Raw genomic sequence first — 20,000 nt, 5'->3', positions numbered from 1 at the left:
GCTTTGCACGCAGGAGGTCAGCGGTTCGATCCCGCTAGGCTCCACCAAGATTTTTTACGAAGCGAAGCAAGTAAAATAATCCTCCTTAGCATCGCGCAGCAAAGCGATGCAACGGAGATTTTTTTAACGGAGCAGAGTAAAAAAACATTGTTCTTTGAAAACTAGATAAAGATATATGAAGAAAGTCAAGAAAGAACCGAGAATTCGCCATTTTAGGATATCTCTTATGAGATATTGTTTGATTAACCATTTGGTTAAGTTAGAAAGGGCGCACGGTGGATGCCTTGGCACTAGGAGCCGATGAAGGACGGGACTAACACCGATATGCTTCGGGGAGCTGTAAGTAAGCTTTGATCCGGAGATTTCCGAATGGGGGAACCCACTGCACGTAATGGTGCAGTATCCATACTTGAATACATAGAGTATGGAAGGCAGACCCGGGGAACTGAAACATCTAAGTACCCGGAGGAAGAGAAAGCAAACGCGATTCCCTGAGTAGCGGCGAGCGAAACGGGATTAGCCCAAACCAAGAGGCTTGCCTCTTGGGGTTGTAGGACACTCTATACGGAGTTACAAAGGAACGAAGTAGACGAAGAAGTCTGGAAAGGCTCGTCACAGAAGGTAATAACCCTGTAGTCGAAACTTCGTTCCCTCTTGAGTGGATCCTGAGTACGGCGGGACACGTGAAATCCCGTCGGAAGCTGGGAGGACCATCTCCCAAGGCTAAATACTCCCTAGTGACCGATAGTGAACCAGTACCGTGAGGGAAAGGTGAAAAGCACCCCGGAAGGGGAGTGAAATAGAACCTGAAACCGTGTGCCTACAAGTAGTCAGAGCCCGTTAACGGGTGATGGCGTGCCTTTTGTAGAATGAACCGGCGAGTTACGATCCCATGCAAGGTTAAGTCGGAAAGACGGAGCCGCAGCGAAAGCGAGTCTGAATAGGGCGAATGAGTATGTGGTCGTAGACCCGAAACCAGGTGATCTACCCATGTCCAGGGTGAAGTTCAGGTAACACTGAATGGAGGCCCGAACCCACGCACGTTGAAAAGTGCGGGGATGAGGTGTGGGTAGCGGAGAAATTCCAATCGAACTTGGAGATAGCTGGTTCTCTCCGAAATAGCTTTAGGGCTAGCCTCATGTAGTAAGAGTCTTGGAGGTAGAGCACTGTTTGGACTAGGGGCCCTCATCGGGTTACCGAATTCAGACAAACTCCGAATGCCAAAGACTTATCCATGGGAGTCAGACTGCGAGTGATAAGATCCGTAGTCGAAAGGGAAACAGCCCAGACCACCAGCTAAGGTCCCAAAGTATACGTTAAGTGGAAAAGGATGTGGAGTTGCTTAGACAACCAGGATGTTGGCTTAGAAGCAGCCACCATTTAAAGAGTGCGTAATAGCTCACTGGTCGAGTGACTCTGCGCCGAAAATGTACCGGGGCTAAACGTATCACCGAAGCTGTGGATTGACACCGTTTGGTGTCAGTGGTAGGAGAGCGTTCTAAGGGCTGAGAAGCTGGACCGTAAGGACTGGTGGAGCGCTTAGAAGTGAGAATGCCGGTATGAGTAGCGAAAGACAGGTGAGAATCCTGTCCACCGAATGCCTAAGGTTTCCTGAGGAAGGCTCGTCCGCTCAGGGTTAGTCGGGACCTAAGCCGAGGCCGAAAGGCGTAGGCGATGGACAACAGGTTGATATTCCTGTACCACCTCTTTTCCGTTTGAGCAATGGGGGGACGCAGGAGGATAGGGTAAGCGCGCTGCTGGATATGCGCGTCTAAGCAGTTAGGCTGGTGATGAGGCAAATCCCGTCACCGTGAAGGCTGAGCTGTGATAGCGAGGGAAATATAGTACCGAAGTTCCTGATTCCACACTGCCAAGAAAAGCCTCTAGCGAGGAAAAAGGTGCCCGTACCGCAAACCGACACAGGTAGGCGAGGAGAGAATCCTAAGGTGAGCGAGAGAACTCTCGTTAAGGAACTCGGCAAAATGACCCCGTAACTTCGGGAGAAGGGGTGCTCTGTTAGGGTGCAAGCCCGAGAGAGCCGCAGTGAATAGGCCCAGGCGACTGTTTAGCAAAAACACAGGTCTCTGCGAAGCCGTAAGGCGAAGTATAGGGGCTGACGCCTGCCCGGTGCTGGAAGGTTAAGGGGAGTGCTTAGCGCAAGCGAAGGTGCGAACCGAAGCCCCAGTAAACGGCGGCCGTAACTATAACGGTCCTAAGGTAGCGAAATTCCTTGTCGGGTAAGTTCCGACCCGCACGAAAGGCGCAACGATCTGGGCACTGTCTCAACGAGAGACTCGGTGAAATTATAGTACCTGTGAAGATGCAGGTTACCCGCGACAGGACGGAAAGACCCCGTGGAGCTTTACTGTAGCCTGATATTGAATTTTGGCACAGCTTGTACAGGATAGGTAGGAGCCTTGGAAACCGGAGCGCCAGCTTCGGTGGAGGCGCTGGTGGGATACTACCCTGGCTGTGTTGAACTTCTAACCCTCGCCCCTGATCGGGGTGGGAGACAGTGTCAGGTGGGCAGTTTGACTGGGGCGGTCGCCTCCTAAAGAGTAACGGAGGCGCCCAAAGGTTCCCTCAGAATGGTTGGAAATCATTCGCAGAGTGTAAAGGCACAAGGGAGCTTGACTGCGAGACCTACAAGTCGAGCAGGGACGAAAGTCGGGCTTAGTGATCCGGTGGTTCCGCATGGAAGGGCCATCGCTCAACGGATAAAAGCTACCCCGGGGATAACAGGCTTATCTCCCCCAAGAGTCCACATCGACGGGGAGGTTTGGCACCTCGATGTCGGCTCATCGCATCCTGGGGCTGTAGTCGGTCCCAAGGGTTGGGCTGTTCGCCCATTAAAGCGGTACGCGAGCTGGGTTCAGAACGTCGTGAGACAGTTCGGTCCCTATCCGTCGTGGGCGCAGGAAATTTGAGAGGAGCTGTCCTTAGTACGAGAGGACCGGGATGGACGCACCGCTGGTGTACCAGTTGTCTTGCCAAAGGCATCGCTGGGTAGCTATGTGCGGAAGGGATAAGTGCTGAAAGCATCTAAGCATGAAGCCCCCCTCGAGATGAGATTTCCCATCACTTTATGTGAGTAAGATCCCTGAAAGATGATCAGGTAGATAGGTCTGAGGTGGAAGCGTGGCGACACGTGCAGCTGACAGATACTAATCGATCGAGGACTTAACCACAATTTAAGCGCGAAACTCGGAATACTTTCTTTTCTTCATACTTTATCTAGTTTTGAGAGAACGATGTTCTTTCAATTAAATATGTCTGGTGATTAAGGCGAAGAGGTCACACCCGTTCCCATGCCGAACACGGAAGTTAAGCTCTTCAGCGCCGATGGTAGTTGGGGGATCTCCCCCTGTGAGAGTAGGACGTCGCCAGGCGCCCAAAAGAGTACCCGAAGTGGTGCTCTTTTTTGTATATATATAAATTATTCACGATTAGTTTGTCTAGTTCTGGAGATTATTCAGGAGCAGAGCTCGGGTGGGAAGGAGCAAGAAGGTCGAGGACGAGAGGGAGAGAACACCGGAGTGGGCTCTGCCCATGAGGATGTGAACGAGCGAAGCGGACGAAGAGATTCGCCGCTCATCGCCGGCCAAGCCTTCAGTGCCGATGGTAGTTGGGGCTCCCCCTGTGAGAGTAGGACGTCGCCAGGCAAACAGAGAGTACCTTTGTTGAGGTGCTCTTTTTTGTATTTGGTTTTGTTAGTTGATGATGTTGTTATTCAGGTTTATTGCGGATTAATTTATTCCTTCATAAATCGCAACAATTTTTCAGCTGCTTCTTTGATCTTTTGAATAGTTATTATAATTATGGGTTCCGTCATAGAAAGGACATATTTCTTAGTTCTAAAAACTTAATGTTTCAGTGAGATTTGAAACAACTGTTGATTGGAGAGGAAGGTGTGCGACCTCCTGCGGGATTAGCGGGACAGGTGAGACCAAGGTTACGTACCCACTGGAACGTAACCCCGCAGGCGAAGCCGAGGAGGCTCAACGCCCGCCCCGCGGAGTCGCGCACCTGGAGCGGAAATCAGGCAATACCTTTTATAGAGGGGTTCCAAAGACAACATCACTCTTTAACAAAGCCTTGTGTCTAAAAAGAGCGGATAAATAAGTGAAATAGTTTCTGGATTTCATCAAAAGCAGGAGCGAATATGGGGAGGAGCAAGAAGGTCAAGGACACGAGGGAGTGAACACCGGAGAGGAAACGGCCCATGGAACAAGGACGTAATCGAATCAAAACAAACAAAAAGTTACTAATTGCGGTCTACTAAATAGAAAGTAGAACTAAACACCACCCATCTAAGTAGAATTGGCCATCTTACAAGACAACTGATCGGCTGCCAGATCAGTTTATTAGTCTAATTTCAGATATATGAGCCAATTCGCCATGTTTATGAGCATAAAAGGGAATTTATGAGCAGGATTTCAATTATATGAGCCTTTTTTGGAATATATGAGTATCCTCAGTTTATTACCAAATTCACAGAAAGAAACTATCTCGTGAACTGACCAGAAACCCAAAAGAAGAGGATTGCCTTTTCTAAAATTGAAAACCAAAACTCCTCTGCAACAGATTTCAAAAGAAATTACAATGGAATTCCTTATGCACCGCCCCCAAATTATGTGCAATATCTTCCCATCAATCAGCACTTCAAATTTGCTTAACCCTCCCGTATCCAGTACGCTAAGTCTAACCAGAAAAAAGGAGAGATGATGATGTCCTCAATCTATGAATACAGTGCGAAAAAGCCAAATGGCGAAGAGGTTTCCCTAAGTAATTATCAAGGCGAAGTGATGCTTATTGTTAATACGGCAAGCAAGTGCGGATTTACTCCTCAATTCGAAGAGCTGCAATCGCTGTTTGAAGAATATAAGGAAAAGGGCTTTACTATTCTTGGTTTTCCTTCTGACCAATTTATGAATCAAGAATTTGATAATGATAAAGATATCATGGAGTTCTGCCAAATTAACTATGGAGTCAACTTCCCAATGTTTTCAAAGATTGATGTTAAAGGGGAAGGAGCTCATCCATTGTTTAAGTATTTGATTAAAGAAAAAAAGGGACTTGTGACTTCTGAAGTGAAATGGAATTTTACGAAGTTCCTCATCGATCGGGACGGTAATGTAGTAAAGAGATATGCTCCTCAGACTACTCCTTCAAAAATTAAAGAGGATATCGATAAGATTATTTAAATACAGGCTGTGGACGTTTGTTTGGACCGGATACAGGTACTGGTGCTCCAGCAAGAGTCTATCAACGTACACCCCAAACATAACCTATGCACATAAGAAAATACTTACTAAAGGTATACTCTATAAAAAGGGGTTCCCAAAATAATGGGAACCTCTTTTACATTTTTGAATGAAGGTAATTTCGAATTAGAACAGGCGGTTTTTCCAAGGAAAGGCAAAGAAAATTCTTAATGAACGGATAATCATCCGAAGCATTTGATTTAATCAGTTCGCTCCACCATTCTGTTTCATACCGTGCAATCATGCTCAAATTGTATAAAAGCAGGTAGTGAATGATCGGTTCCGGGAGGGTAAAGGCCTCTGTTCGATCAGCAGTAAGCGAATACTGGTTCGTTCTGAAGTTGAGTCTCATAGGAGGATGTTCACAAAGCTTATTTTGTAAAAAAAATTGTCTATTTTCACCAAACTCAATTTCTTCAGTTGTTTTTTCTTTTAGGAAGCTAATAAAACGATCTTCCGACATATGATAGGCATCTAGAATGTCATCTGAATAGGAGAGTGCCCCCTGTCCACATGAAAGAGATAAATGAGCCTGTTTATCCAACACCAATCGAAAGGTATCATCAAGTTCAGGGATTTGGGAGAGGAGATCTCCCATTTTAAACTTCTCCGCTTCCAAATGTTTCACGTGAAACATTTCTTGGGCGAAGTGGGAAAGGAGCCCATTTTTTTGTATTTTGATTTCATCGTTCAGAAAACTGTATTGCTGTTTTTTTCTCTTCCTGCTTGTTACTCCGTGGGCTAGAACAGAAGTGTTCTGAGGATAAAAAGGATCGATGGTCAGGACACAGGCTTTGATGAGATGTATGTAGCCATAGAATAACAAGATTGGCTGGATAGACAGCGGGGTCATAAGAGCCTGCTTGAAGTAAAGTTCACCTTGTTCAAGGTAATATATGAACGGATAGCAATTATTATAGCTTTGAACTTCGGCTTCCTTTAATGAGAGTTTTTGGTAACATTTTTTCAAGTATTTCTGAGACATTTCAGCTGAGTGGAAACAGCTTAGTGATTCCCAAACTGAAGCGGGGGATATCATGATATGACCTCCAAGTTATCCGAATAATCTAACTAATAAAGTTCTTCTTGACAGTATTTTAACCAATTGATAACCTACTAATAATATTTTCGGAAAAGGGGGACGAGAAAGATGTGGGAAACGAAATTTGCTAAAGAGGGTTTAACGTTTGATGATGTTTTGCTGCTTCCTGCCAAATCAGAGGTATTACCGAAAGATGTCAGCATTAAGGTGAGTTTGACAGATACCTTAAATTTAACTGTTCCGGTTATCAGTGCAGGTATGGATACAGTCACTGAGGCGGAAATGGCGATTGCGATGGCAAGGCAGGGTGGTTTAGGTATTATTCATAAGAATATGAGTATTGAACAGCAAGCTGAACAGGTGGACAAAGTAAAGCGTTCAGAAAGCGGAGTCATTTCCGATCCATTTTTCTTATCTCCAGAGCATCAGGTTTTTGATGCTGAGCACCTTATGGGTAAGTATCGCATTTCCGGTGTTCCAATAGTAAACAATTTTGATGAACAAAAACTTGTTGGCATCCTGACAAATAGAGATCTGCGGTTTATCCAGGATTACTCAATTCCTATTTCTGATGTGATGACAAAAGAAAACTTGGTTACAGCACCGGTTGGAACAACTCTGGATGAAGCAGAGAAAATGTTGCAGAAATATAAAATTGAAAAACTGCCTTTGATTGATGAAGATGGAGTGTTAAAGGGCCTGATTACAATCAAAGATATTGAAAAAGTCATTGAATTCCCCCATTCAGCAAAGGATAAACATGGGCGTCTGCTTGCAGGTGCCGCGGTCGGTGTCTCCGGAGATACGATGAAGAGGGTTGAACAGCTTGTTAAGTCTCAGGTGGATGTCATCGTTATAGATACTGCCCATGGACACTCTGCAGGGGTTCTCCAGGTTGTGAGAGAGATTAGGCAACAATACCCTGACTTGAACATCATTGCCGGAAATGTGGCAACTGCGGAAGCAACCAGCGCATTATTTGAGGCAGGAGCAGATGTGGTCAAAGTCGGGATCGGTCCTGGTTCGATCTGTACGACACGTGTGGTCGCAGGTGTGGGGGTTCCGCAAATCACGGCTATTTATGATTGTGCGACAGAAGCAAGAAAACACGGCAAATCAATCATTGCTGATGGCGGAATCAAGTATTCAGGAGATATCGCTAAGGCATTGGCAGCCGGTGGACATGCCGTTATGCTGGGCAGCCTTCTGGCAGGCACTTCTGAAAGCCCTGGTGAAACGGAAATTTTCCAAGGACGCCGTTTTAAGGTATACCGTGGAATGGGATCTGTCAGTTCCATGGAAAAAGGTTCAAAAGATCGTTACTTCCAAGAGGAAAACAAAAAATTCGTTCCAGAAGGAATTGAAGGAAGGCTACCTTATAAGGGGCCGCTTTCAGATACTCTTTATCAACTGATAGGCGGATTGCGATCTGGGATGGGTTACTGCGGGTCAAAGGATCTCCAAGCATTAAGAGAAGAAGCGCAATTCACAAGAATGACGGGTGCAGGACTAAGAGAAAGCCATCCGCATGATGTTCAGATTACAAAAGAAGCGCCAAACTACTCTTTATAAAAATAAGACGCATTCAGGACTTTCTTCATGAGAGTCCTGTTTTTTATTTCCTAAACTAGGAAAATACTCTTTCTATTATAAATAGTGCTAATATGATAAAATAACAAAAGTGTTTACATAAATTGATGGAGGGCTACAAAGTGAAAAATTGGTTTCAAAAATCTGTCGTTTCATTTCTGGTATTAGTTTTAGCAGCAGGAGTTTTTCAGCCGTTCAATTCAGCAAATGCTGAAGATGCGCTTACTGTCAACGCAGAAGCAGCAATCATTGTCGAAGCGGAAACAGGTAAGATCATTTATGAAAAGAATTCGGAAACGGCCCTTGGAATTGCCAGCATGACCAAAATGATGACAGAGTATTTGCTCCTTGAAGCAGTGAATGAAGGAAAGGTCGATTGGGATCAGCAGTATACCGTCCCTGTGCCGCTTTCCAATTTGTCTCACCTTACAGGTTTAAGTAATGTCCCATTAGAAGCTGAAGCGCAGTACACAGTAAGAGAGCTGTATGAAGCGATGGCCATTTATTCTGCGAATGCTGCGACAATGGCACTTGCGAATATTATTGCAGGATCTGAATCGAATTTTGTGAAAATGATGAATGACAAGGCTGCAGAGCTTGGCCTTGAGTCTTATAAATTTGTTAACTCAACAGGATTGAATAACCGTGATCTTGGTGAACTTCGTCCCGAAGGAACCGGTGCAGAAGAAGAGAACGTAATGTCTGCTAAAGATACGGCTAAACTGGCGTACCAGTTAATTAACGAGTTTCCGGAAGTATTAGAAACTTCAAGTGTACCGAAAAAGATGTTTGGTGAAGTGGAAATGCAAAACTGGAACTGGATGCTTCCAGGGCTGGTTTACGAATATGAAGGCATGGACGGCCTTAAGACAGGTACAACTGATTTTGCCGGTTACTGCTTTACAGGAACAGCAGAGAGAAACGGCATGAGATACATTACCGTTGTCATGGATGCTCAGCCGAATGAAGGGGAAAACCCTTATCATGCTCGATTTGCCCAGACGGAAAACCTGATGAATTATGCTTTCAATAATTTCACCATGGAAGAGATCTTCCCTGCGAATTATGAGGTTAAAGGCCAAAAGGTTCTCCCTGTTGAAAAAGGGAAAGAGAAAGAAGTAGCGATCCATACACAAGAACCATTGAAAATGGTTGTGAAAAATGGAGAGAAAGAATTCAAGCCGAAGCTGGTACTGAATAAAGAAAAGCTGAACGAAGAGAAACAGCTTACAGCTCCGGTTAAGGATGAGGAGCAAGTTGGCTACTTGACTGTAGAAGGCGGAGATGAGCTCGGGTTCATCACTGACAAGGCTTCTGCCAATGGACAAGTTTCTGTTGTAACAGCGGATGCAGTAGAGAAGGCGAACTGGTTCACATTATCGATGAGAGCTATCGGAGGCTTCTTCTCTGATATTTGGGGCGGCATTACTTCCACAGTAAAAGGCTGGTTCTAATATTAAGATTAACCACATATGAGTTTGTTCAACAAAAACCATCACTTGTCTTGACATGAGGTGGTTTTTGTTGTTTATTTAGCATGGGGGAAAAATATATTCCTGGTTAAGTTCGTAATTTTTTCCTTACAATAATACTGTTTTTTTGTTGAGAATATAGATAGGACTATGAAGGGGGACATATAGAAATGAAAACGGGTACAGACGTAGTAAAACGTGGAATGGCTGAAATGCAAAAAGGCGGCGTCATCATGGACGTTGTAAACGCAGAGCAGGCGAAAATCGCAGAAGCTTCTGGCGCGGTTGCGGTTATGGCGCTTGAGCGTGTTCCTGCAGATATCCGCGCAGCAGGCGGAGTTGCGAGAATGGCAGACCCTCGTATTGTCGAAGAGGTTATGGGAGCTGTTTCAATCCCGGTTATGGCAAAAGCACGTATCGGCCACATTGTGGAAGCGCGTATATTGGAATCAATGGGAGTGGATTACATCGACGAGAGTGAAGTATTGACTCCAGCTGATGAAGAATACCACTTGAATAAAAGAGATTACACAGTGCCATTTGTCTGCGGATGCCGTGATTTAGGCGAAGCAGCACGCCGTATTGGTGAAGGTGCTTCCATGCTTCGTACAAAGGGTGAGCCTGGTACAGGAAACATCGTTGAAGCTGTACGCCATATGAGACAAGTAAATGCGCAAGTGCGCAAGCTTGTGAACATGAGCACGGATGAAATCATGACTGAGGCAAAATTGCTTGGCGCTCCATATGAATTGCTTCTTGAAATCAAAGAAAATGGCCGTTTGCCGGTTGTTAACTTTGCAGCCGGCGGTATCGCGACTCCTGCAGATGCAGCTCTTATGATGCAGCTTGGTGCAGATGGAGTGTTTGTCGGTTCTGGTATCTTCAAATCAGACAACCCTGAGCGTTTTGCGAAAGCGATTGTGGAAGCGACTACTCACTATGAAGATTATGAACTGATTGCTAAGCTTTCTAAAAACCTTGGTATTGCGATGAAAGGGATCGAGATCTCTTCTCTGACTCCTGAAAACCGCATGCAAGAACGCGGCTGGTAATTAATGTTGAAGATCGGAGTATTAGGGCTTCAGGGAGCTGTAAGAGAACATGTCCGTGCAATCCAGGCGAATGGTGCAGAAGCAGTAGTCGTGAAAAAAGCGACACAGCTGGAAGGTATCGACGGGTTGATTTTCCCTGGCGGTGAAAGTACGACTATGCGCCGTTTAATTGATCTTTACGGCTTCATGGAACCAATGAGGGAGTTCATTGCTCAGGGTAAACCGGTATTTGGAACATGTGCAGGATTGATCCTCCTTGCGAAAAATATCGTTGGATATGCAGAACCTCATCTGGGTGTCATGGATGTCACGGTGGAAAGAAACTCATTCGGACGCCAGCGTGAAAGCTTCGAAGTTGATCTTGATATTGCCCAAGTGGGTGAAGGTTATAACGCGGTATTCATCCGTGCACCGCATATTGTGGAAGCAGGAGAAAATGTTGAAGTGCTTGCAAAGCATGAAGGCAGAATTGTTCTTGCCCGTGAAGGCCAGTTCCTTGGATGTTCATTCCACCCGGAATTGACTTCAGATAACCGCCTGACTGGATATTTCATCAAGATGGTGGAAGAAGCTAAAGAAAAACAAATGGCATAACCCTATTGCAATGAGCACATAATTGTAGTAACTTATTATACAAACTTAATCGCTCGAAATCGTTGAGAGGAAATAGTAATGCGGACTGCTTTTTTTTCAGAGAGTCGGTGGCTGGTGAGAACCGATAGAAGCACCCCATGAATCCATCCTTGAGTAAAGTACTGAACACAACTTGTTTGCCAGTATGTACTTTCGGTGAAAGCCGTTATTAGACTTAAGAGGAAAGTAGTGTGCATACTATTTTCAATCAGGGTGGCAACGCGGAACCTCCGTCCCTTTTATGGGATGGGGGTTTTTTGTGTTCCAAAATGGTTACTCTAACGAAATCGAGACAAAGGAGGAAACAATAGTGCTTGATATCAAATATTTAAGAGCCAATTTTGAAGAGGTCAAAAACCGTCTTCAAGACCGTGGAGAAGATTTAAGCGACTTTGAAAAGTTTGAAGAGCTTGATGTCAGAAGAAGAGAACTGCTTGTGGAAACTGAGAATTTAAAAAGCAAGCGTAATGAGGTTTCTCAACGTATCGCTGAAATGAAAAAGCAGAAAGAAAATGCAGATGATCTTATCGTGGAAATGCGTGAAGTGGGAAGCATGATCAAGAAATTCGATGAAGAATTAAGAGAAGTGGAAGGCGCTCTTGAGCACCTGATGCTGTCTATTCCTAATATCCCTCATGAAAGTGTGCCTGTCGGCGCTACAGAGGATGATAATGTGGAAGCCCGCAAATGGGGAGAAGTTCGTTCATTTGAATTTGAACCAAAACCTCACTGGGATCTGGCGACTGAATTGGGAATCCTTGATTTCGAAAGAGCGAGTAAAGTAACGGGAAGCCGTTTCGTATTTTATAAAGGGCTGGGGGCAAGATTGGAACGTGCCTTGATCAACTTCATGATGGATCTTCATAACGATGAACATGGATACGAAGAGATGCTGCCTCCATATATGGTTAACCGGGAAAGCATGACAGGGACTGGACAGCTGCCAAAGTTCGAAGAAGATGCGTTCTTGATCGACAGTGAAGATTACTTCCTTGTCCCGACTGCCGAAGTACCTGTGACGAACTACCACCGTGATGAAATCCTGGTGAATGACCAGCTTCCAATCGCTTATACAGCTTTCAGTGCGTGCTTCCGTTCTGAAGCGGGATCTGCGGGCCGTGACACCAGAGGACTGATTCGCCAGCACCAATTCAACAAAGTGGAACTGGTTCGCTTTGTCCGCCCGGAAGAATCTTATGATGAGCTTGAGAAGCTGACCGGCCATGCAGAAAAAGTGCTTCAACTTCTGGAGCTGCCTTACCGAGTAATGTCTATGTGTACAGCTGATCTGGGATTTACAGCAGCGAAGAAATACGATATTGAAGTGTGGATCCCGAGCTACGATACGTACCGTGAGATTTCTTCTTGCAGTAACTTTGAGGCTTTCCAAGCCCGCCGTGCCAACATCCGCTTCCGCCGCGAGCCAGGCGCAAAACCGGAACATGTTCATACATTGAATGGATCTGGACTTGCACTGGGCCGTACGGTCGCTGCTATCTTGGAGAATTATCAACAGGAAGACGGCAGTATCGCCATCCCTGAGGTGTTAAGACCTTACATGGGCGGCGTAGAAGTTATAAAACCTAAGTAATTTGAATGTCTGATAATCGGCGGAACCATTGATTTCCGCCGATTATTATCTAATGAGTTAGAGCAATATAGATTTTTTTAGAAAAAATATAGAAATATTATTGACTTAAATAGTCTGTCCATGATATTATAATTCTTGTCGATACGGAGGAATACCCAAGTCCGGCTGAAGGGATCGGTCTTGAAAACCGACAGGGGTGTTAAAGCCCGCGGGGGTTCGAATCCCTCTTCCTCCGCCATTGATTTTTAAATTAACCATAGCGCATAAATATTGGAGATAGAAAACCGCTGCCTGTGCAGCGGTTTTTTTGCGTTTTAAAATGTCATGAATCAAACTCTTCACATGTCCAGGAGCGGAAATCAGGCAGCACCCTCTAAATAGGTCATAAAAACAACATCACTCTTTAATACAATAAAATAAAAAAAGGATGAGAGAGTGTAAGAACTCTTTCATCCTTTTCTTTATTGCTTAAGCAAGCGTGTCTGTTCAATAAAATATCCGACTCTTTCAATAATCGGTTCAATTGAATTTTCATCATTGACCAGATCGTAGTCGTTAATATTCAATCGCAGCACCGGACAGGCGTTAAATGAATCAATCCAATTCTCGTAACGGACGTGCATTTCCTGCCAGTATTCAACAGGTGTCTGCTGTTCCATTGGACGTCCTCTTTCACGGATTCGGTCCACCACATCATCAATCGAACCTTCTAGATATATCAGCAGATCAGGGTGAGGGAAATATGGTGTCATCACCATTGCATCGAACAGGCTTGTGTATGTGTCATAGTCGACAGCTGACATGTTCCCTTTTTCGTAATGCATCTTGGCGAAAATCCCGGTATCTTCATAGATGGAGCGGTCTTGAATAAAGCCGCCGCCATATTCAAAGATTTTCTTCTGTTCTTTAAAGCGTTCTGCAAGGAAGTAAACTTGAAGGTGAAAGCTCCAGCTTTTGAAATCCTCATAAAATTTATCAAGATACGGATTTGTATCTACTTTTTCAAATGATGTACGGAAACCCAGTGCATTAGCAAGGCCGTTCGTCATCGTCGATTTCCCGACTCCGACAGTTCCGGCAATTGTGATGACCGAATTGCTGGGAATCCCGTATTTATTTCGAAGATTCATGATAGCAAGCTCCTTTTTTCAATGTTTGATCGAGAGAATCTATGATAAGTGCCAAATCATCTTTATTTTTAACAAAGTCCATTTCATCGCCGTTAAAACGGAGAACTGGAACATTGCTGTACTTGCTTTCAAATTGCAGCATATGCCTTTCATAGTCGAGGGACAGCTGTTCAAGGTAAAGAGGGCTTATTTTCTTTTCAAATTCCCTTCCCCTTAGGGCAATCCGCTTGAGAAGCGTATCAAGGCTTGCATTCAAATAGATGACCACATTTGGTACAGGCATATCTTCGGTTAGTATTTGATAGATGTTCAAATATTTATCAAACTGTTTATTTTTTAACGTTCTCTCTGCAAAAATGAGGTTCTTAAGAATATGATAATCAGCAACGACTGGTTTATCCTGAGAGATGAAATGTGTTTCAATGTCTTCCAGCTGCTTATAACGGTTGCATAAGAAAAACATTTCGGTTTGAAAGCTCCATTCATCAATGTTGTCATAAAATTTATCTAAAAATGGATTTTCATCAACAATTTCTTTTAACAGGTGAAAATTGAAATGTGCTGAAAGTGCTTTTGCCAGTGAAGTTTTTCCTACCCCAATCGGCCCTTCGACCGTAATGAATGGAATTTTCCCCATACAATGTCCTCCTTCTCCGACAATATGGATTCTTATTCGACATGTACCCGCCAAATGACGACAAGTGTTATTTTAACACAATATATAGGTGTTGGGGGGGACTTTTTAAGTGGTAAAACAAGAAATAAAAAAAGCCATTCCCCTTTGCATTTAAGGAGAACGGCTTTCGCTGTCATCGTTTTACAACGTTGAAATTATCCGTGATCAACAGCCAGTTTTGCGGGAATGGAAGGCCTAATTTCCAGTAACTCATTCCGCGTAAATTCAGTTCCTTCATCAGATCAAACTTTGCCTGTATGGATCGGGCATCCTCAAACCACACCCGATGCTGATTTCCTTCTTCATCCTGGTAGTTGAAAAATGGTGCCTGTGCCTCTGCATCGTATTGAATAGGAACGTTATACTGTGCAGCAATTTCTATTGCTCTCTGCGGGCTCACTGCCTTGGCAATGTCACCTTGTTTAAACGGGAGCGTCCAATCATAGCCGTAAAGGTTTTGGCCCATCATGATTTTGGATGCCGGCATTTCACTTAGGGCATACTCCAGGACTTCCCTTACAGGACCTATTGGTGAAACAGCCATCGGCGGTCCTCCGCTGTATCCCCATTCATACGTCATGATAACGACAAAATCGACAATCTCGCCATGCGCTTTGTAATCATGGGCTTCATACCATTTTCCTTTTTGCCCGGCACTCGTTTTAGGGGCCAGGGCGGTGGAAAGGAGCCATCCTTCCTGGTTGAACCGGTTTTTCGCTTTTTGCAGGAATCGATTGTAGGCTTCTCTGTCCTGCGGCCTTAAGTATTCAAAGTCAAAGTGGATATCTCTGAACCCATATTTCTTGGCTGTGGCGACGACATTATTAAGGAATTTGTTTTGGATATTCTGGTCGTTCAGAAGGATCCTTCCGACTTCATCGCTGAATTGGCCTTCCTCCTGGTTGGTGATGGCCATCATGAGAACATTCCCGTTTGCACGGCCGATTTCCAGCAGGTTGCCAAGGGGCGGTTCTTTCAATGTACCATCCCGTTTCGCTTCAAAGTCAAACGGTGCCAGATAGGTCAAGTAAGGAGCTGCATCACGCGCACTTTCTTCCAGGTTTGGCTGTACGGTCGTTCCATATGGTTCTACATATGCATTGAACTCACCATCTCTTTTAGGACGTTCGGGGATATATAAGCGAAAACCTGCCTGCAGAGGCTGATTGACTGATATTCCATTGATTTGAGCCAGCTCCTGATAAGTGAGCCCGAATCTTTGGCTGATCGACCACAAACTGTCACCGGGCTGCACGAAATAAAACAGGCCGACGATGGGGATGACGAGTGTCTGGCCTACAACCAGATTGTCGGGGTTGGGGAGATCATTGGCCTCCACAATATCTTCTACATTAGAATTATAAGTCTGAGCAATTCCGAATAGCGACTGATTGGGTTGGACTACATGGATTTGCATAACTTGCCCTCCCTTTTACTTTTTCACTGTAAAAAATGTATGTGAGAAGAGAGGGAAGTATGATGATTATGAGAGATTTATTTTAAACGTCATGTGTTTTTAAGACATCTCTCGTTAATTACAAAGCTTAGAGTGATTTCCGCTTCAGTCAACCTAGCGGTGAAATGATGAAAACAGCCTATCAGAAACAAGCACTTCTGCCTTCAGTACATTTTTCATCATTTCTATGGCATACTGGTTATCATTTTCGCTGACTGAGGCGATGCAGTCTACCGGGATGATCAAATTGAATTCTCTCATATAAGCATCGTTGGCGGTGAACAGTACACAAATGTTTCCTGCGATACCTGTTAAAATCAGTGTATCCACTCCTAAAGAATGAAGAAGGGTATTCAGTGCAGTACCATAAAAAGCAGAATGTTTTGGCTTGATCAGGAAATAATCATCCTGTCCGGGCTTTAATGCTTCTATGACAGGTTGGCTCCTGTCATTCAGGCACTTTTTATAGATCTTTTCCAAATCTGCCTGCCAGAGGTTATAATGGTCATTAATATAGATAACGGGTATTTCATTTGCATGGCAGATAGATCGTAATGACTTGAGAGGCTCGACTGCCTTGATTGTATGTTCGGCGAGAGTCCTGCCATGTTTGAAATCAAAAGGGTTTAAAATATCAATTATTAACAGTGCGGTTTTGCTGCTTACATTATCCATCAATCTGCCTCCTTTAGGTTAGTGTAAGGAGCGGCGGGCGGTTTTATCCGCCTATAGAGGGACACAAGAAACTTTTTCAAACGATAAGGAGTCATTTGCAATGGACAGCAAGCAGGAATACTTTATGAAACTAGCCATTGAAGAAGCGAAAAAAGCAGAAGAGAAGGCGGAAGTGCCCATAGGTGCCATAGTTGTGCTTGAGGGCGAAGTGATCGCGGCGGCCCACAATTTAAGAGAAACAACACAGAATGCCGTAACTCACGCAGAACTGCTGGCAATTGAAGAGGCATGCGGTAAGCTGGGAACGTGGCGGCTGGAGAACGCAGAACTATATGTGACACTCGAGCCTTGTCCGATGTGTGCAGGAGCGATTCTCTTATCCCGTATTCAAAAGGTCGTGTATGGGGCGCCAGATCCAAAAGCCGGCTGCGCAGGAACACTGATGAACCTTCTGGACGATTCGCGGTTCAACCATCAATGTGAGGTGGTGCCCGGGGTGCTCGAGGAAGAGTGCGGCCAGCTGTTGTCCAACTTCTTTCGGGCATTGAGAACAAGGAAGAAGGAAGAAAAACAAAAACGGAAAGCACAATTGGAACAGGATACAGGAATTGACAATGGATAACCCGTTGCTTTTTTCCGTAAGAGCTAGTATACTAATATTTGCGTCGGACAACGGCGCAACTAAATATGGTATCAATTTTGCCGTGCTAGGCGGGGAGGTAGCGGTGCCCTGTACTCGCAATCCGCTCTAGCGAGGCTGAATCCCTTCCCGAGGCTTGCACTCTGTAAGGCCTGCCTCAAGTAAGTGGTGTTGACGCCCGGGTCCTGCGCAATGGGAATCCATGAACCATGTCAGGTCCGGAAGGAAGCAGCATTAAGTGGACTCTCCCATGTGCCGCGGGGTTGCCTGGGCCGAGCTAACTGCTTGAGTAACGCTTATGGATGCATGTCGATGGAAGGTGCACGGCAGTTTAATACACATAATAAAACTCATCCTTTAGGGGGTGAGTTTTTTATATGTACATAAAAACATCTATAATAGTAAAAGAGTCTTTGTAAAAATAAATTTACTTACGTTATAATAGATAGATGAGATTGATTTTTACTAGAACGGGATGCCGATGAAGAGACGGATTCAAGATAATAAGAATACATATAAAAGGAGGAGAATGTTTTGAGTTATCAAGCTTTATACAGGGTCTGGCGGCCACAGCAGTTCATTGATGTAGTCGGCCAGCAGCACGTAACAAAAACATTGCAAAATGCTCTCCTCCAGCAAAAAATATCACATGCCTATCTTTTTTCTGGACCGAGGGGTACAGGGAAAACCAGTGCGGCAAAAATTTTGGCTAAAGCAGTCAACTGTGAAAGGGCACCGGTATCGGAACCGTGTAACGAATGTGACTCCTGTCTCGGAATTACAGATGGATCGATTCCGGATGTCATTGAGATCGATGCCGCCTCAAACAATGGTGTTGAAGAAATCCGGGATATCAGGGACAAAGTTAAATATGCACCCAATGTTGTCTCCTACAAGGTCTACATCATAGACGAGGTTCATATGCTTTCTATCGGAGCCTTCAATGCTCTGTTGAAAACACTGGAAGAGCCGCCAAAGCATGTAATCTTTATTCTTGCGACCACCGAACCCCACAAGATTCCCCTTACGATCATTTCGAGATGTCAGAGATTTGATTTCAAGAGGATTACGGCAAGGGACATTGTGGGAAGAATGACTCATATCGCCGATGAGTCGGGTGTACAATATGAAGAAAAAGCATTGCATGTTGTTGCCAGGGCAGCTGAAGGCGGTATGCGTGATGCTCTCAGCCTGCTGGACCAGGCGATCTCATTCAGTCAGGATAGAGTGACGGTAGACGATGCCTTGACGGTAACCGGCGCAGTCTCACAAGTGTATTTGAACAGACTGGCGAAAGCGATCTTCGAAAACCAAGTGCCAGATGCCCTTCAAGCTCTGGAAGAATTACTCTTTCAAGGGAAAGATCCGGCAAGGCTGACAGAAGATCTCGTGCTGTACTTCAGGGACATGCTGTTGCATCAGACAGCCCCTAACCTGGAAGAATCCCTGGAAAGAGTCATGCTTGATGATGACTTTAAGGAACTGGCTGAAAAGGTTTCACCTCAGCATATTTATAAATTTATTGATATACTGAATGAAGCACAGCAGGAAATGAAATTCACCAATCATGCCCGTATCTACATTGAAGTCTCCATTGTGAAACTCTGCCAAATCGAAGTTGAAAACAATGGAACCTCACCGGAAATAGGGCAGCTTATGCAAAAGGTGCAAAGCCTGGAAAATGAATTGAAGCAGCTTAAAGCAACTGGAATCCCTGCTGCCCAGGCTGAAGCGGCTCCCGCTCCGAAAAAGAGGCCTGCATCTTCCCGTAAAGGGTTTAAGGTTCCGACAGGCCAGGTCCAGGAAGTATTGAAAACGGCAACGAAAGAAGATTTGAATTCAATCAAGAGCCGTTGGGGTGAAATGCTTGAAGTTCTTAACCAGCGGCAAATGCGCTCGCAAGCTGCATTACTCAATGATGCGGAACCTGTAGCTGCTTCCTCCAAAACGTTCATATTAAAATTCAAATATGATATTCATTGCCAAATGGCGATGGAAAACGCTGGCTTCACAGAGGCGCTGGGCTCGATATTGGGACAGTTAACCGGCACGGAGTACCAGCCGCTTGGAATTCCTGAGAATCAGTGGCAAAGTGTAAGAGAAGAATTCATTAAACACCAAAGAAATGATGATCCAGATTCTGCTGCAGGCGAGGAAGTGGAAGACCCGCTTATTGCGGAAGCTAAAAAGCTTGTAGGAGAAGAATTAATAGAAATAAAAGATTAAATTACTAATTGGAGGTTTTTTACTATGCGTGGAATGGGAAATATGCAAGGTATGATGAAACAAATGCAGAAAATGCAAAAACAGATGGCTCAAGCTCAGGAAGAATTGGGAGAAAAGCGTCTGGAAGGAACAGCGGGCGGCGGAATGGTATCTGTAATCGTTTCCGGCCACAAGGAAGTACTTGAAGTTAACATTAAAGAAGAAGTAGTAGATCCAGAAGATATCGAAATGCTTCAAGACCTTGTTCTTGCAGCAACAAACGATGCATTGAAACAGGCGGATGAACTCACGAATTCAACTATGGGACAATTCACCAAAGGAATGAACTTACCGGGAATGTTCTAGGAGGCTTTTATATGCACTATCCTGAACCAATATCGAAGCTTATTGACAGCTTCATGAAATTGCCGGGCATCGGGCCGAAAACTGCGGCCCGGCTGGCATTTTTTGTTTTAGGCATGAAAGAAGACACTGTGCTGGAATTCGCAAAGGCACTGGTCAATGCCAAGCGAAAGCTGACATACTGTTCAGTGTGCGGCCATATAACAGATCA

Annotated in this window: 15 protein-coding genes, 2 tRNA genes, 2 rRNA genes, 1 other RNA gene and 1 other annotated feature (2 of these 21 only partly in view); of the genes, 15 read left to right on the top strand and 5 right to left on the bottom strand. The window is 44.7% G+C overall.

Going from position 1 to position 20,000, the window contains the following annotated elements; genetic code table 11:
* The 4 genes from M1E09_RS21940 to M1E09_RS21925 all read left to right on the top strand — a co-directional run.
* Positions 1-47: transfer RNA gene (locus M1E09_RS21940), tRNA-Ala, on the top strand; it begins 29 nt to the left of the window's first position.
* A 205-nt stretch (positions 48-252) separates the two neighbouring features.
* Positions 253-3,188 (top strand): 23S ribosomal RNA (locus M1E09_RS21935).
* Positions 3,189-3,272: 84 nt separating this feature from the next.
* A 5S ribosomal RNA gene (rrf, locus tag M1E09_RS21930) occupies positions 3,273-3,389 on the top strand.
* A 1,338-nt stretch (positions 3,390-4,727) separates the two neighbouring features.
* On the top strand, positions 4,728-5,204 hold the full coding sequence (locus M1E09_RS21925) for a glutathione peroxidase (RefSeq protein WP_456272863.1): 477 nt from the start codon (positions 4,728-4,730) through the stop codon (positions 5,202-5,204).
* Between the two features lie 157 nt (positions 5,205-5,361).
* Here the strand turns inward: M1E09_RS21925 and M1E09_RS21920 are convergent, their stop codons facing one another.
* Positions 5,362-6,303, bottom strand: coding sequence for a YaaC family protein (locus tag M1E09_RS21920; protein ID WP_456272862.1), 942 nt, complete (start codon positions 6,301-6,303; stop codon positions 5,362-5,364).
* A 111-nt stretch (positions 6,304-6,414) separates the two neighbouring features.
* On the opposite strand from M1E09_RS21920, the gene guaB reads away from it, so the two are divergent.
* The 6 genes from guaB (at position 6,415) to M1E09_RS21890 (ending at position 12,882) form a co-directional block, all read left to right on the top strand.
* Positions 6,415-7,878, top strand: coding sequence for an IMP dehydrogenase (guaB, locus tag M1E09_RS21915; protein ID WP_456272861.1), 1,464 nt, complete (start codon positions 6,415-6,417; stop codon positions 7,876-7,878).
* A gap of 125 nt (positions 7,879-8,003) precedes the next feature.
* Positions 8,004-9,350 carry a D-alanyl-D-alanine carboxypeptidase family protein gene (locus M1E09_RS21910; RefSeq protein WP_456275053.1) on the top strand — a complete coding sequence of 449 codons (1,347 nt, stop codon included), beginning with the start codon at positions 8,004-8,006 and terminating at the stop codon, positions 9,348-9,350.
* A gap of 188 nt (positions 9,351-9,538) precedes the next feature.
* Positions 9,539-10,420, top strand: a complete 882-nt coding sequence (gene pdxS, locus M1E09_RS21905; RefSeq protein ID WP_456272860.1) for a pyridoxal 5'-phosphate synthase lyase subunit PdxS — start codon at positions 9,539-9,541, stop codon at positions 10,418-10,420.
* Between the two features lie 3 nt (positions 10,421-10,423).
* Positions 10,424-11,014 (top strand): pyridoxal 5'-phosphate synthase glutaminase subunit PdxT, encoded by a 591-nt coding sequence (gene pdxT, locus M1E09_RS21900; protein ID WP_456272859.1) that lies wholly within the window; start codon positions 10,424-10,426, stop codon positions 11,012-11,014.
* A gap of 53 nt (positions 11,015-11,067) precedes the next feature.
* Positions 11,068-11,294: a binding site (T-box leader), on the top strand.
* 69 nt (positions 11,295-11,363) lie between these two features.
* On the top strand, positions 11,364-12,644 hold the full coding sequence (gene serS, locus M1E09_RS21895; RefSeq protein WP_456272858.1) for a serine--tRNA ligase: 1,281 nt from the start codon (positions 11,364-11,366) through the stop codon (positions 12,642-12,644).
* Positions 12,645-12,789: 145 nt separating this feature from the next.
* A tRNA-Ser gene (locus M1E09_RS21890) sits at positions 12,790-12,882 on the top strand.
* A 223-nt stretch (positions 12,883-13,105) separates the two neighbouring features.
* On the opposite strand, the gene M1E09_RS21885 is transcribed toward M1E09_RS21890, so the two are convergent.
* From M1E09_RS21885 to M1E09_RS21870, 4 genes are all read right to left on the bottom strand, one after another.
* Complete coding sequence (locus tag M1E09_RS21885) at positions 13,106-13,774, bottom strand: deoxynucleoside kinase (protein WP_456272857.1); 669 nt, start codon at positions 13,772-13,774, stop codon at positions 13,106-13,108.
* Entirely contained in the window at positions 13,758-14,411 is a 654-nt protein-coding gene (locus M1E09_RS21880) for a deoxynucleoside kinase (RefSeq protein ID WP_456272856.1), read from the bottom strand. Before M1E09_RS21880 ends, M1E09_RS21885 begins: the two co-directional genes overlap by 17 nt.
* 172 nt (positions 14,412-14,583) lie before the next feature.
* The gene (locus tag M1E09_RS21875) at positions 14,584-15,867 is read right to left on the bottom strand and encodes a LysM peptidoglycan-binding domain-containing protein (RefSeq protein WP_456272855.1); all 1,284 of its coding nucleotides are present in this window, start codon (positions 15,865-15,867) and stop codon (positions 14,584-14,586) included.
* A 153-nt stretch (positions 15,868-16,020) separates the two neighbouring features.
* Positions 16,021-16,581, bottom strand: coding sequence for an isochorismatase family cysteine hydrolase (locus tag M1E09_RS21870; RefSeq protein ID WP_456272854.1), 561 nt, complete (start codon positions 16,579-16,581; stop codon positions 16,021-16,023).
* 100 nt (positions 16,582-16,681) lie between these two features.
* Here M1E09_RS21870 and tadA point away from each other — a divergent pair, with 100 nt between their 5' ends.
* The 5 genes from tadA to recR form a co-directional block, all read left to right on the top strand.
* Positions 16,682-17,203 (top strand): tRNA adenosine(34) deaminase TadA, encoded by a 522-nt coding sequence (gene tadA / locus M1E09_RS21865; RefSeq protein WP_456272853.1) that lies wholly within the window; start codon positions 16,682-16,684, stop codon positions 17,201-17,203.
* 80 nt (positions 17,204-17,283) lie between these two features.
* An RNA gene (ffs, locus tag M1E09_RS21860) (signal recognition particle sRNA large type) lies at positions 17,284-17,548 on the top strand.
* A 207-nt stretch (positions 17,549-17,755) separates the two neighbouring features.
* Positions 17,756-19,447: a DNA polymerase III subunit gamma/tau gene (gene dnaX / locus M1E09_RS21855; protein ID WP_456272852.1), complete on the top strand. Its 1,692-nt coding sequence runs from the start codon at positions 17,756-17,758 to the stop codon at positions 19,445-19,447.
* Between the two features lie 24 nt (positions 19,448-19,471).
* On the top strand, positions 19,472-19,792 hold the full coding sequence (locus tag M1E09_RS21850; protein WP_456272851.1) for a YbaB/EbfC family nucleoid-associated protein: 321 nt from the start codon (positions 19,472-19,474) through the stop codon (positions 19,790-19,792).
* An 11-nt stretch (positions 19,793-19,803) separates the two neighbouring features.
* Positions 19,804-20,000, top strand: the 5' portion of a protein-coding gene (recR, locus tag M1E09_RS21845; protein ID WP_456272850.1) for a recombination mediator RecR. It continues 400 nt past the right edge of the window; 197 of the gene's 597 nt are visible here — the first part of the coding sequence; its start codon is at positions 19,804-19,806; its stop codon lies off the right edge, out of view.

The organism is Bacillus sp. AK031, assembly GCF_053903065.1.
This window is presented reverse-complemented; position numbering and strand designations above follow the sequence as displayed.

Bases quoted from the DNA above. Each gene is read 5' to 3' on its own strand.
- M1E09_RS21875 (WP_456272855.1), bottom strand. From the start codon at position 15,867: ATGCAAATCCATGTAGTCCAACCCAATCAGTCGCTATTCGGAATTGCT.
- M1E09_RS21880 (WP_456272856.1), bottom strand. From the start codon at position 14,411: ATGGGGAAAATTCCATTCATTACGGTCGAAGGGCCGATTGGGGTAGGA.
- M1E09_RS21925 (WP_456272863.1), top strand. From the start codon at position 4,728: ATGTCCTCAATCTATGAATACAGTGCGAAAAAGCCAAATGGCGAAGAG.
- pdxS (WP_456272860.1), top strand. From the start codon at position 9,539: ATGAAAACGGGTACAGACGTAGTAAAACGTGGAATGGCTGAAATGCAA.
- M1E09_RS21920 (WP_456272862.1), bottom strand. From the start codon at position 6,303: ATGATATCCCCCGCTTCAGTTTGGGAATCACTAAGCTGTTTCCACTCA.
- M1E09_RS21850 (WP_456272851.1), top strand. From the start codon at position 19,472: ATGCGTGGAATGGGAAATATGCAAGGTATGATGAAACAAATGCAGAAA.
- pdxT (WP_456272859.1), top strand. From the start codon at position 10,424: ATGTTGAAGATCGGAGTATTAGGGCTTCAGGGAGCTGTAAGAGAACAT.
- M1E09_RS21870 (WP_456272854.1), bottom strand. From the start codon at position 16,581: ATGGATAATGTAAGCAGCAAAACCGCACTGTTAATAATTGATATTTTA.
- M1E09_RS21885 (WP_456272857.1), bottom strand. From the start codon at position 13,774: ATGAATCTTCGAAATAAATACGGGATTCCCAGCAATTCGGTCATCACA.
- tadA (WP_456272853.1), top strand. From the start codon at position 16,682: ATGGACAGCAAGCAGGAATACTTTATGAAACTAGCCATTGAAGAAGCG.
- M1E09_RS21910 (WP_456275053.1), top strand. From the start codon at position 8,004: ATGGAGGGCTACAAAGTGAAAAATTGGTTTCAAAAATCTGTCGTTTCA.
- guaB (WP_456272861.1), top strand. From the start codon at position 6,415: ATGTGGGAAACGAAATTTGCTAAAGAGGGTTTAACGTTTGATGATGTT.